This is a genomic window from Rhodococcus pseudokoreensis, from assembly GCF_017068395.1.
GTDB classification, from domain to species: Bacteria; Actinomycetota; Actinomycetes; order Mycobacteriales; family Mycobacteriaceae; genus Rhodococcus_F; species Rhodococcus_F pseudokoreensis.
In genome coordinates, this window is the sequence record NZ_CP070619.1 from 282,012 (window position 1) to 294,509 (window position 12,498).

The 12,498-nt window shown below is 70.0% G+C and carries 13 protein-coding genes; 1 reads left to right on the plus strand and 12 read right to left on the minus strand.

Annotation, left to right across the window (positions count from 1 at the left end; all coding sequences use genetic code 11):
* Window position 1: 1 nt before the first annotated feature.
* From gap to rpe, 11 genes are all read right to left on the minus strand, one after another.
* Window positions 2-1,021 (minus strand): type I glyceraldehyde-3-phosphate dehydrogenase, encoded by a 1,020-nt coding sequence (gene gap, locus JWS13_RS06620; protein ID WP_015890630.1) that lies wholly within the window; start codon window positions 1,019-1,021, stop codon window positions 2-4.
* Between the two features lie 264 nt (window positions 1,022-1,285).
* Entirely contained in the window at window positions 1,286-2,269 is a 984-nt protein-coding gene (gene whiA, locus JWS13_RS06625) for a DNA-binding protein WhiA (protein ID WP_037237817.1), read from the minus strand.
* Window positions 2,260-3,285 carry a gluconeogenesis factor YvcK family protein gene (locus JWS13_RS06630; RefSeq protein ID WP_206005046.1) on the minus strand — a complete coding sequence of 342 codons (1,026 nt, stop codon included), beginning with the start codon at window positions 3,283-3,285 and terminating at the stop codon, window positions 2,260-2,262. Before JWS13_RS06630 ends, whiA begins: the two co-directional genes overlap by 10 nt.
* Window positions 3,282-4,148 (minus strand): RNase adapter RapZ, encoded by an 867-nt coding sequence (gene rapZ, locus JWS13_RS06635; protein WP_072942446.1) that lies wholly within the window; start codon window positions 4,146-4,148, stop codon window positions 3,282-3,284. Before rapZ ends, JWS13_RS06630 begins: the two co-directional genes overlap by 4 nt.
* 44 nt (window positions 4,149-4,192) lie before the next feature.
* Entirely contained in the window at window positions 4,193-6,376 is a 2,184-nt protein-coding gene (uvrC, locus tag JWS13_RS06640; RefSeq protein ID WP_124390907.1) for an excinuclease ABC subunit UvrC, read from the minus strand.
* 68 nt (window positions 6,377-6,444) lie between these two features.
* Window positions 6,445-6,897 (minus strand): PH domain-containing protein, encoded by a 453-nt coding sequence (locus JWS13_RS06645; protein ID WP_087555956.1) that lies wholly within the window; start codon window positions 6,895-6,897, stop codon window positions 6,445-6,447.
* A 13-nt stretch (window positions 6,898-6,910) separates the two neighbouring features.
* Window positions 6,911-7,402 carry a 6,7-dimethyl-8-ribityllumazine synthase gene (gene ribH, locus JWS13_RS06650; RefSeq protein WP_124390905.1) on the minus strand — a complete coding sequence of 164 codons (492 nt, stop codon included), beginning with the start codon at window positions 7,400-7,402 and terminating at the stop codon, window positions 6,911-6,913.
* Window positions 7,399-8,652 carry a bifunctional 3,4-dihydroxy-2-butanone-4-phosphate synthase/GTP cyclohydrolase II gene (locus JWS13_RS06655; RefSeq protein WP_124390904.1) on the minus strand — a complete coding sequence of 418 codons (1,254 nt, stop codon included), beginning with the start codon at window positions 8,650-8,652 and terminating at the stop codon, window positions 7,399-7,401. Before JWS13_RS06655 ends, ribH begins: the two co-directional genes overlap by 4 nt.
* Before the next feature lie 80 nt (window positions 8,653-8,732).
* Complete coding sequence (locus tag JWS13_RS06660) at window positions 8,733-9,341, minus strand: riboflavin synthase (protein ID WP_072942119.1); 609 nt, start codon at window positions 9,339-9,341, stop codon at window positions 8,733-8,735.
* Window positions 9,342-9,352: 11 nt separating this feature from the next.
* Window positions 9,353-10,405 carry a bifunctional diaminohydroxyphosphoribosylaminopyrimidine deaminase/5-amino-6-(5-phosphoribosylamino)uracil reductase RibD gene (gene ribD, locus JWS13_RS06665; protein WP_206011516.1) on the minus strand — a complete coding sequence of 351 codons (1,053 nt, stop codon included), beginning with the start codon at window positions 10,403-10,405 and terminating at the stop codon, window positions 9,353-9,355.
* Between the two features lie 28 nt (window positions 10,406-10,433).
* Window positions 10,434-11,117 carry a ribulose-phosphate 3-epimerase gene (gene rpe, locus JWS13_RS06670; protein WP_072942121.1) on the minus strand — a complete coding sequence of 228 codons (684 nt, stop codon included), beginning with the start codon at window positions 11,115-11,117 and terminating at the stop codon, window positions 10,434-10,436.
* 58 nt (window positions 11,118-11,175) lie between these two features.
* Between rpe and JWS13_RS06675 the strand changes: the two genes are divergently transcribed.
* The gene (locus JWS13_RS06675) at window positions 11,176-11,514 is read left to right on the plus strand and encodes an MmcQ/YjbR family DNA-binding protein (RefSeq protein ID WP_206005047.1); all 339 of its coding nucleotides are present in this window, start codon (window positions 11,176-11,178) and stop codon (window positions 11,512-11,514) included.
* A 60-nt stretch (window positions 11,515-11,574) separates the two neighbouring features.
* Here JWS13_RS06675 and JWS13_RS06680 read toward each other — a convergent pair whose 3' ends face one another.
* The gene (locus JWS13_RS06680) at window positions 11,575-12,432 is read right to left on the minus strand and encodes a mycofactocin-coupled SDR family oxidoreductase (RefSeq protein WP_206005048.1); all 858 of its coding nucleotides are present in this window, start codon (window positions 12,430-12,432) and stop codon (window positions 11,575-11,577) included.
* Window positions 12,433-12,498: the final 66 nt, after the last annotated feature.

Here is a 12,498-nt window from a genome sequence, read left to right on the forward strand (position 1 = left end):
CTCAGAGAGACTTGGCGACGAGACCGATGAGGTCGGCCAGACGATTGGAGTAACCCCACTCGTTGTCGTACCAGGACACGATCTTGGCCTGATCCTCGATGACCTTGGTGAGACCGGAGTCGAAGATCGAGCTGTGCGGGTCGGTGACGATGTCGGAGGACACGATCGGGGCGTCCGTGTACTTCAGGATGCCCTTGAGCGGGCCCTCGGCGGCGGCCTTCATCGCGGCGTTGATGTCCTCGACGCTGGCCGACTTCCGCAGGTTCGCGGTGAGGTCGGTGACCGAACCCGTGGGGATCGGGACGCGCAGCGCGTAGCCGTCCAGCTTGCCGAGCAGCTGCGGGAGGACCAGGCCGATGGCCTTGGCGGCACCGGTTCCGGTGGGAACCACGTTCAGTGCGGCGGCACGGGCGCGACGCAGGTCGCTGTGCGGGCCGTCCTGCAGGTTCTGGTCCTGGGTGTAGGCGTGGACCGTCGTCATGAGGCCCTTGACGATGCCGAACTCGTCGTCGAGCACCTTGGCGATGGGGCCGAGGCAGTTGGTGGTGCACGAGGCGTTGGAGATGATGTTCTGGCTGCCGTCGTACTTGTCGTCGTTGACGCCCATCACGATGGTGATGTCCTCACCCTTGGCCGGGGCGGAGATGATGACCTTCTTGGCGCCGGCCTCGAGGTGGCCCTTCGCCTTGGCTGCGTCGGTGAAGATGCCGGTGGACTCGACGACGACGTCGACGCCCAGGTCGCCCCAGGGAAGTGCCGCGGGGCCTTCCTTGATGGCGAGAGCCTTGATCTTCTGGCTTCCGACGACGATGGTGTCTTCACCCTCGAGCGAGACGTCGTGCGGGAGACGACCGAGGATCGAGTCGTACTTCAGGAGATGCGCCAGCGAAGCGTTGTCCGTGAGGTCGTTGACCGCCACAATCTCGATGTCGGTGGTTCCGAGCGCCTTCTGCGCATCCACCGCCCTGAAGAAGTTACGCCCGATACGGCCGAAACCGTTTACGCCTACCCGGACAGTCACAATCTGCTCCTTTGTGCATGATTCTGGTTGTGCAGCTCTGCTCCCGCGCCGCTACGACACCACCGACGGGTGATCGGCGCAGGGGTTCATCGGTCGATGTGGTTCCTACCCTAGTGCGCGGACGACGCCCGCGCGCAGTCAACTCGGAGCGCCCTTCGCCCTGCCGCCCCGACCGGAACGAACGGGACGCTCGTTCGATCTGACGCGACGGGCGTCCCGTTCGTCCGGGAAACCCGGGGTGGCGGGCGGTGACGGCGGACGAGGTCAGGCGTCGTCGAGAAGGTCTGCGGTGACGGCCGACTCGGTGTCCGGAATGCCGGTTTCCTTCGCCTTGCGGTCCGCCATCGACAGCAGCCGCCGGATGCGGCCTGCCACGGCGTCCTTCGTCATCGGCGGGTCGGCGAGCTGGCCGAGTTCCTCGAGGGACGCCTGCCGGTGCTCCACCCGCAGGTGGCCCGCGGCCGCGAGGTGGTCGGGGACCTCGTCACCGAGGATGTCGAGGGCCCGTTCGACGCGGGCGGCGGCCGCGACCGCGGCGCGGGCGGAGCGGCGCAGGTTGGCGTCGTCGAAGTTGGCGAGCCGGTTGGCGGTGGCGCGGACCTCCCGGCGCATGCGCCGTTCCTCCCACACGAGGCGGGTGTCCTGGGCTCCCATTCTGGTGAGCAGCGCGCCGATGGCCTCGCCGTCACGGATCACCACCCGGTCGGTGCCGCGGACCTCGCGGGCCTTCGCGGAGATGCCCAGCCTGCGCGCCGCCCCGACGAGGGCGAGCGCCGCCTCCGGGCCCGGGCAGGAGACCTCGAGCGCGGACGAGCGGCCCGGCTCGGTCAGCGAACCGTGCGCCAGGAACGCGCCGCGCCACGCGGCTTCCGCGTCGGCGACGCTGCCGCCGACGACCTGCGCGGGAAGCCCGCGCACCGGACGGCCCCGCAGGTCCAGCAGCCCCGTCTGACGGGCGAGGGCCTCCCCCTCCTTCGCGACCCGCACGATGTACCGGGACGACTTGCGCAGCCCGCCCGCGCTGAGGACGTGGACGTCGGCGCTGTAGGTGAACAGGTCGAAGATCTCGCGGCGCAACCGGCGGGCCGTGGACCCCAGATCCACTTCCGCCTCGACCACTACCCGGCCGCCGACGATGTGCAATCCCCCGGCGAACCGCAGCAGCGACGAGACCTCGGCCTTCCGGCAACTCACGTGAGTGATGACGAGACGACTGAGTTCGTCTTTGACCTCTGCTGTCATTGCCACGAAGCGCTCTCCCTTTCCTCTGGTGTCTCGGCCGCTTCGCTCCCCCGAGACCCCGCTTCGGGGTCGCTCCAGAGCTGTTCGAGAACGGACGCAAGTTTTCCTGCATGGTGCGTGTGGGTGCCGTGCTCCGACACGTCGGCGTACACGACGCGTGCCCGGAACTGTCCGGCGGCGCGGGCGAGGTGCTCGCGCTCGCGCCCCGGTGGAACCGAACCCGAATCGACGACGACGAAGTCGACGGTGAGTTCGGGTGCGTGTTGGGACAGTACGTGCAGATGACGCTCGGTGGAGAATCCCGCGGTCTCGCCGGGTTCCGGAGCCAGGTTGAGTACCAGCACCTTCCGCGCGGGCGTGGCGATCAGCGTGTCGAGGAGTTCGGGCACGAGAACGTGCGGTATGACGCTGGAGAACCACGACCCGGGGCCGAGGACGACCATGTCGGCGACGTCGATCGCCCGGACCGCGTCCGGGCAGGCGGGCGGATTCGCCGGCAGCAACCGCACGCGGCGCACCTTGCCGGGGGTGGTCGCGACCGCGACCTGACCGCGGATGCAGCGGCTGACCCGCGGGTCCGCCTCGAGGCCCTGCACGTCGGCCTCGATGTCGAGGGCGATCGGCGACATCGGCAGCACCCGCCCATCGATCCGCAGCAGCCGCGCGAGTTCGTCGAGCGCGGCGACGGGGTCGCCGAGCACCTCGGTGAGACCGGCGAGGATGAGATTGCCCACCGAGTGTCCGGCGAGGGCGCCGATTCCGCCGAATCGGTGCTGGATGGTGTCGGTCCAGTCCTGCACCTCGGGGTCGTCCGCGGCGAGCGCGGCGAGCGCCATCCGCAGATCCCCGGGCGGGATGACGCCGAGTTCGGCGCGGAGCCGTCCCGAGGATCCGCCGTCGTCCGCGACGGTGACGACGGCGGTCACGTCACGGCTGAGCCTGCGGGCGGCGCTGAGGGTGGCGAACAGCCCGTGGCCACCGCCGAGCGCGACGATCGCAGGCGCCTGGTGCACCGGCCTCATTCGCGCCCCAGATCACGATGGACGACGCGCACGTTCAGCCCGGAGTCCTTTCCGAGCCGGCCCGCCAGGGCCTCCGACATGGCGACACTGCGATGTTTCCCCCCGGTGCATCCCACCGCGATGGTCATGTAGCGCTTCCCCTCCCGACGATATCCGGCGATCGTCAGATCCAGCAGGTGGTGATACGTGGCGAGGTAGTCGTCCGCACCGTCCTGCGACAACACATAGTCCCGCACGTCCGCGTTCTGCCCGGTGTGCGGACGCAACTCGGGGATCCAGTGCGGGTTGGGCAGGAACCGGACGTCGCAGACGAGATCGGCGTCCATCGGAAGACCGTACTTGAAACCGAACGACTGGACTGTTACCTGCATGGTGCGGTTCTCGGCGTCGCCGAACGCGTCCTCGATCTTCTGCCGCAACTGGTGCGCGGCGAGGGACGACGTGTCGATCACCAGATCCGCGGCGGCCTTCACCTTCGCGAGCTGGTCACGCTCGGCGGCGATGCCCTCCGACAGGGTGCCCTCGGCACCGCCGCCGGACAGCGGGTGACTGCGCCGGACCTGTTCGAACCGGCGGACCAGGACCTCGTCCGACGCGTCGAGGTACAGCACCCTCGTGTGCACGGGCTTGCTCTCGAGTTCGGTGAGGACCCAGCCGAGGTCGCCGGTGAACAACCGGGAACGCACGTCGATGACGACGGCGAGCCGCTCGAGCCGCGAATCGGATTCCAGGCTCAGATCCACCATCCGGGAGATCAGTTCCGGGGGAAGATTGTCCGCGACGTACCACCCGAGGTCCTCGAGGACCTTCGCCGCGGTCTGCAGACCCGCCCCGGAGAGCCCGGTGACGAGAAGGAAGTCCATCGGCCGAACCGTGGGCGGACGGTCGCTCTGCGCGTGCTGCTCGTTCACTCGACACCTGTCCGTTGCGATGCGCTCTGTGCTGCCGGGCCGTGCTGTCCTACCGGTTCGCGGGGTAGGTCCGCGCCGTTCCGTTCTGCCGTGCCCGGCCCGTTCCGATCTGGTTCATCATCCCCCACTCCCACGACGTCCGCAGACGGTTCCTCCGCCCCGAGAGCGGTGAGTACCGCCTTCGCCGTGGCCGTTCCGATGCCGGGCACCGCGGTGATCTCCTCGACGGAGGCCTGTTTGAGTTTGGCGACGGATCCGAAATGCGTCACCAGGGCCTTGCGCCGGGTCTCGCCGAGACCGCGGACCGAGTCGAGCGCGGAGGCCGTCATCCGGCGGGACCGTTTGCTGCGGTGGAACGTGATCGCGAAGCGGTGCGCCTCGTCCCGCACCCGCTGCAGCAGGTACAGCGACTCGCTGGTGCGCGGGAGGATCACCGGGTCCTCCTCCCCCGGCACCCACACCTCCTCGAGCCGCTTGGCCAGCCCGACCACGGCGACGTCGGTGATGCCCAGTTCGTCGAGCACCGCCGAGGCCGCGGCCACCTGCGGGGCGCCGCCGTCGACGACGAACAGGTTCGGCGGGTACGCGAACCGCCGCGGCCTGCCGGTCTGCGGGTCGATCGCCGCCTCCGGGGCGAGGTCGCCGCCGTCGCCGCCGGACACCTGGTCGGCGTCCGCCCCGGCCGCTTCCGCGCGCAGCACCCCGACGTCACGGTTGTGCCGGAGGAACCGGCGCCGGGTGACCTCGGCGATGCTGGCGACGTCGTCGGAGCGGCCGTCGCCTGCGGCTTCCTTGATGGCGTAGTGCCGGTAGTCGGACTTGCGCGGCAGGCCGTCCTCGAAGACGACGAGGGACGCCACCACGTCGGTGCCCTGCACGTGGCTGATGTCGACGCATTCGATGCGCAGCGGCGCCGAGTCCAGGTCGAGGGCCTCCTGGATGCCCTGCAGGGCCGCCGACCGCGACGTGAAGTCGCCGGCGCGGCGCAGCTTGTGCTGTTGCAGCGCCTCCATCGCGTTGCGCTGCACGGTCTCGGCGAGTGCCTTCTTGTCGCCGCGCTGCGGCACCCGCAGACGGACGGCGGAACCGCGCAGACCGCTGAGCCACTCCTGTACCTGCTCGGCGTCCGGCGGCAGCACCGGCACCAGGACCTCCCGCGGCACCCCGCTGCTGCCCGCCTCCGGGTCGGCCGCGCCCGACAGCGCCGCCTGCTCACCGTAGAACTGGGTGAGGAACTGCTCGACGAGCAACGGCAGGTCCGAGCCCGCCGCGGAATCGACGCTGGCCCAGTCGATGACGTCGCCGGCCTTCTCGACCACCCAGCCGCGCTGCCCGCGGACGCGGCCGCCCCGGACGTGGAACACCTGGACCGCGGCCTCGAGTTCGTCGGTCGCGAACGCGGCGACGTCGGCGTCGGTGCCGTCGCCGAGCACGACGGCCTGCTTTTCGAGCGCCCGCCGTAACGCGCCCACGTCGTCGCGCAGTCGCGCCGCCGTCTCGAAGTCGAGTTCCTCGGACGCCTGCTGCATCCGGGCCTCGAGCTGGCGGACCAGTTTGTCGGTGCGCCCCGACAGGAAATCGCAGAAATCCTCGACGATCTGGCGGTGTTCGGCCGCGGACACGCGTCCGACACACGGCGCGGAGCACTTGTCGATGTAGCCGAGCAGGCAGGGCCTGCCGATCTGGTTGTGCCGCTTGAACACCCCGGCCGAGCAGGTGCGGGCGGGGAAGACCCGCAGCAGCAGGTCGAGGGTTTCGCGGATGGCCCACGCGTGCGAGTAGGGGCCGAAATAGCGGACACCTTTGCGCCGGGGGCCGCGGTAGACGAACAGCCGCGGGTACTCCTCGTTGAGGGTGACCGCGAGAACCGGGTACGTCTTGTCGTCGCGGTAGCGGACGTTGAACCGGGGATCGAATTCCTTGATCCAGTTGTATTCGAGCTGGAGCGCCTCGACCTCGGTGCTCACCACGGTCCACTCGACACTGCCGGCCGTGGTCACCATCTGGCGGGTGCGCGGGTGCAGCGTCGAGACGTCGGCGAAATAGGAATTCAGCCGTGATCGAAGACTCTTCGCCTTCCCGACATAGATGACCCGGCCGTGCGGATCGCGGAACTTGTACACCCCCGGGTCGACCGGAATCGTTCCGGTCGCGGGGCGATATGTCGAAGGATCGGGCACCCCTCCACGTTAGTCGGCGCCACCGACCAACCCCGCATCCGCGACGTCGCGGAGGGGCGGCCCACCGGTCAGGACGGCGCGTACTCCGACGCGAGCGCGCGGAAGCGGTCGACGGCGTCCACGGCGTACTCGCGATCGTTCGACTGGATGGCCATCACGGCCAGGTACTCGTCGTCGGGCAGTTCGATCCGGGCCCACGCCGCGCCGTCCGGGAAGGACAGCCCCTCGTACAGGTCCCAGTCGACGATGCGCTCACCGAGCACGTTGCGCACGGCGATGCCGCGGGGCCCGATGCGCACCCGCGGGCGGGTCAGCAGCAGCACGCCGGCCGCGAGGAGGCAGCCGATGCCCGCGAACGCCAGCTGGTCGGCGAGCCGGAAGTACACGCCCGTCGAATCGCCGCGCAACAGGATCGCGAACGTCACGTGCACGACGACGAGCAGGACCGCCACGCCGATGGCGTAGCGGCGGGACTTGCGGGGCTTCGCGACGAGTGTCCACTCGGATTCGGGGGTGGTCACGGGTGGATCCGGATCATGCGAAGGACTCCTCGGCCCGGCGCAGCCGCGCCAACGTGACGGCGGTGTCGAGTGCGGCCGCGCACGCCTGCCCGCCCTTGTCCTCGACGGATCCGGGCAGGCCGCTGCGGTCGACGGCCTGCTGCTCGGTGTCCGTGGTGAGCACACCGTTCCCGACCGGGGTGCCCTCGTCCAGCGAGACCCGGGTCAGACCGGCCGTCACGGCGTCGCAGACGTATTCGAAGTGCGGGGTCCCGCCGCGGATCACGACACCGAGCGCGACGACGGCGTCGTGGCTGCGGGCCAGCGCCTGCGCGACCACGGGCAGTTCGATGGCGCCCGCGACGCGGACCAGCGTGACGTTCTTCACGTTCGCCTCGGCGGCCACCTTCTGCGCGCCGGCGATCAGCGCCTCGGAGATCTCGGCGTGCCAGCTGCCTGCGACGATGGCGAGCCGGAGGTCGCCGGCCTCCCCGAGCTGCAGCTCCGGCAGTCCCTCGCCGCTCACAGCATCTCTCCCGCTTCGAAGTCGTCGAGCCCGATCAGGTCGTGGCCCATGCGGTCGCGCTTGGTGCGCAGGTACGTCAGGTTCTCGGCGTTGGCTCGCAGCGGCATGGACACCCGCTCGGTGATCTGCAGCCCGTAGCCGTCGAGACCGACCCGCTTGGCCGGGTTGTTGGTGAGCAGCCGCATCGAGGAGATGCCGAGGTCGACCAGGATCTGCGCGCCGATGCCGTAGTCGCGGGCGTCGGCGGGCAGCCCGAGCTCGAGGTTGGCGTCGACGGTGTCCGAGCCGGCGTCCTGCAGCTGGTAGGCCTGCAGCTTGTGCATCAGGCCGATGCCGCGGCCTTCGTGCCCGCGCATGTACAGGACCACCCCGCGGCCCTCCTGCGCGACCATGTCCAGGGCGGCGTCGAGCTGGGGACCGCAGTCGCAGCGCAGCGAGCCGAACACGTCGCCGGTGAGGCATTCGGAGTGCACGCGCACGAGCACGTCGCTGCCGTCGCCGTCCGGGCCGGGCAGGTCGCCGCGGACCAGGGCCACGTGCTCGACGTCGTCGTAGATGCTCGTGTAGCCGACGGCGGTGAACTCGCCGTGCCGGGTGGGGATGCGCGCGGACGCGACCCGCACCACGTGCTTCTCGTGCTTGCGGCGCCACGCGATGAGGTCGGCGATGGAGATCAGCGCGAGGTTGTGGTCGTCGGCGAAGACCCGCAGTTCGTCGGTCTGGGCCATGTGGCCCTCGTCCTTCTGGCTGACGATCTCGCAGATCACGCCCGCGGGCCGGAGGTCGGCCATCCGGGCGAGGTCGACTGCGGCCTCGGTGTGGCCGGGACGGCGCAGCACGCCGCCCTCCTTGGCCCGCAGCGGCACGACGTGGCCGGGGCGGGTGAAGTCCTGGGCGCCGGAGTTCGGGTCGGCCAGCAACCGCATGGTGGCGGCGCGATCGGACGCGGAGATGCCGGTGCCGATGCCCTCGCGGGCGTCGACGGTGACGGTGTACGCGGTGCCGTGCTTGTCCTGGTTGGTGGCGTACATCGGGGGCAGGCCGAGCCGGTCGCAGTCGGCGCCGTCGAGCGGCACACACAGGTAGCCGGAGGTGTATCGAACCATGAAGGCAACCAACTCGGGGGTGGCTTTCTCCGCGGCGAAGATGAGGTCTCCCTCGTTCTCGCGGTCTTCGTCGTCGACGACGACGACAGCCTTGCCTGCGGCGATATCCGCAACGGCGCGCTCGATAGTGTCGAACCTGGTCACGTGCTCGGTCTCCAAAGTCTTGACTGACGCATCTTCGAATACAACGGATGCATCCGTGGGATGCTCCTCAACAGTACGACTCAGCGGCCGGCCGCTTGCAGCCGCTCCACATACTTCGCGATCACGTCGACCTCGAGGTTGACGGGCGTCCCGACGGACGCCGCCCCGAGCGTGGTCAGTTGCAGCGTGGTCGGGATGAGCGAGATCTCGAAGTATTCGGCGCCGCGTTCCCCGCCGAGCGCCGACACCGTCAGTGACACACCGTCGACCGTGATCGACCCCTTCTCCACGACGTACCGGGAGATGGCGTCGGGAAGGGCGATGCGCACGACCTCCCAGTTCTCGGACGGGCTGCGGCTGATGATGTGCCCGGTGCCGTCGACGTGGCCCTGGACGAGGTGGCCGCCGAGGCGGCTGTTCAGCGCGGCGGCCCGCTCCAGGTTGACGCGGCTGCCCACGTCGATCTTCTCGAGGCTCGACCGGTTCAGCGTCTCCTGCATGACGTCCGCGGTGAAGGAGCCGTCGGCGAGCACCTCGACGACGGTGAGGCACACGCCGTTCACCGCGATCGAATCACCGTGCGACGCATCGGAAGTCACGACCGGACCACGGACGGTGAACCGTGCTGCGTCGGCCAGTTCTTCCTTGGCGACGATTTCACCCAACTCTTCGACGATCCCGGTGAACACTGTGGCTTCTCCTACGTTCGGTGACTGTCAGGGTTTTCGGACACTGCTGGAACCAGACTCAACAACAGATCGGGGCCGATTGTTTCGACCGACTCGTGCCGGAACCGCAGGGCGCCGTCGATCGTGTGCACACCCGCCTCCGACACCGCGGACGTGCCCGCGCCGAGGACCAGCGGGGCGAGGTACGCCTGGATGCGGTCGACCCGGCCCGCGGCGAGGAACGCGCCGGCCAGCCGGGGCCCGCCCTCGAGCAGCACGTCGGTGTACTCGGCGAGCGAGGCGAGGACCTCGTCGACGTCGCGGGTGCGCAGCAGCAGGGTGGGCGCCGAGTCGTCGAGGACGCGGGCGCCGGGCGGGATGTCGCCGAGTCCGACGACGACGCGCACCGGCTGGTGCGCGGCGAGCGACCCGTCGGGCGTTCGGGCGGTCAGGCGCGGGTCGTCGGCCAGCACCGTCCCCGTCCCGACCACGATCGCGTCGAGTTTCGCGCGGTCGGCGTGCACCCGTTCGCGCGCCTCGGGGCCGGTGATCCACTGGCTGGTGCCGTCGGCGGCCGCGCTGCGCCCGTCGAGTGTGGCGGCGTACTTCCAGGTCACGTGTGGTCGTCCGGTGCGTTGCCGGTGCAGCCAGGCCCGCAGCGGGCCGCGTTCGACGTCCTGCGCGCGCAGACCGGACGTCACCTCGACGCCCGCGGAGACGAGGGTCTCGGCGCCGCCCGCGGCCTCCGGGTTGGGGTCGCCGACCGCGTAGTGCACGGCGACCACACCGGCGTCGAGCAGCGCCCGCGAGCACGGCCCGGTGCGACCGGTGTGGTTGCACGGTTCCAACGTGACGACGGCGGTGCCGCCGCGGGCGGCGTCCCCCGCCTCCCGCAGCGCGACGACCTCGGCGTGGGGGCCGCCGGGCGGCTGCGTCATCCCGACACCGGCGATGCGCCCGGCGGCGTCGAGGACCACCGCGCCGACCGCCGGGTTCGGGCTGGTGAATCCGCGCGCCGACTCCGCGGCGCCGATCGCGATCTGCATCGCGGCGTCGAGGTCCGCAGCCGAATTCTCGTGCCGCACGTGGGGGTTCACGATGTGCCGGGTGCCGCTACCGGGACAGGCTCAGGTGCGGCGACGCCTTCGCGGCGCTGGCCCGCAGGGCGCGCACGGCCTCCGCGGGATCGCTCGTGCCGTAGACGGCGGAGCCGGCGACGAAGCAGTCGACACCGGCCTCGGCGGCGGCCTCGACGGTGTCGGCGTTGATGCCGCCGTCGATCTCCACGACGAGGCGCAGCTCACCGGAGTCGACGAGGCGGCGGACGGCCTTCGCCTTCGACAGGACCTCCGGGATGAACGACTGACCGCCGAAGCCGGGTTCGACGCTCATGACGAGGAGCGTGTCGAAGTCCTTCAGGATCTCGAGGTACGGCTCGATCGGCGTGCCGGGCTTGACGCTGAGGCCGGCCTTGGCGCCGGCGGCGCGGATGTCGCGGGCGACGGACCGGGGGTCGTCGGTCGCCTCGGCGTGGAACGTGACGTTGTGCGCGCCGGCCTCCGCGTACGGCGGCGCCCAGCGGCCGGGGTCGTCGATCATGAGATGGCAGTCGAGCGGGATGTCCGTCGCCGCGAGGAGACTCGTCACGACGGGCAGGCCGAGGGTCAGGTTGGGCACGAAATGTGCGTCCATCACATCGACGTGCAGCCAGTCGGCACCGGCGACCGCATCCGCCTCCTCGGCGAGACGCGCGAAATCGGCAGAGAGAATGGACGGTGCGATCATCGGGGTTGCCACGCGCCGAAGTTTAGTCGTACGCGTGTGGGGGCCGGGTCACGCGGTCCATACTGGGCGCATGCCGACCTGGACGGACGTCGTGGCGATCGGTGCGTCGCTGCCGGAGGTGCAGGAGAGCACCTCGTACAACACTCCGGCACTGAAAGTGGCGGGCAAGTTGCTCGCCCGGTTGCGGGCCGAGTCGGACGGTGGCCTGGTGGTGATGTGCGACCTCGACGAGAAGGCGGCCCTGCTCGCCGAGGGCGCGCCGTTCTACACCACTGCGCACTACGACGGTCACGGTTCGATCCTCGTGGACCTCGAGAAAGTCGACGTCCCGCAGCTGACCGAGTTGCTGCGGGACGCCTGGCGGATCAAGGCCCCGGCGAAGCTGCGCAAGCAGTTCGACCAGACCTGACGGGAAGGCGAGGGCCCGGGCGGCGCCCGCACACCGGCCCGGACCCTCATCGGATCGGCGTCAGACGCCGAGCTTGAGGCCCGCCCCTGCGTCGACCCGGAGTTGCTGACCGGTGACGAACCGGGACTCGTCGGACGACAGGAACACCACCGCGTGCGAGACGTCCTCGGGTTCGACCCACGGAGTGGGCATCGCCTGCATGAACGGGAACGTGACCTTCGCGTCCTCGGCGGTCGGGTTCTCGAGGTCGGGTCGGAACGTGCGGAACATCGGGGGGCTCTGCAGCATGTCCGTGTTGCAGTTGGTGGGGTGGATCGCGTTGACGCGGATCGACTTCGGGCCCAGGGTGAGGGCTAGCGAGTTGGTGTACGTCCACAGCATCTTCTTGGCGAGGCCGTAGCCGTCGCCGCCCGGCCCCTGCAGTGCCTGCTGGCCGTTCAGGCCGGTCTGCGGGACCAGCCCGGCCACCGATCCCGTCGCGATGATCGACGCGCCGGCGTCCAGGTGCGGGAGGGCCGAGTGGATCGTGTTGACCACACCGACGAAGTCGACGTCGAACGCATCGACGAAGCCATCGACGGGTACGTCGTTTCCGAGGGGCGCGATCCCCGCGTTGGCGACGACGACGTCCAGCCGTCCCAGCGTCGCGACCGCGGCGTCGAGTTCGCGGCGCAGCGCCGCCCGGTCGCGCACGTCCACCTTGGCGGTGACGACGCGGCGCCCCGCCTTCTCGACGAGCCGTCCCGTCTCCGCGAGGTCGGCCTCGGTGGCCAGCGGGTACTCGTTGGATGCGATGTCCTCGCAGAGGTCGAAGGCGATGATGTCGGCGCCCTCGTCGGCGAGATGCACTGCATGACTTCGACCCTGACCCCGCGCCGCTCCGGTGATCAGAACGACCTTCCCCGCTACCCGATTCATCTGAAGTCCTCCACTCGCTTCGTGACGTACGTCTCTGTCGCGAAAATAATTAGAACACGTTTCACA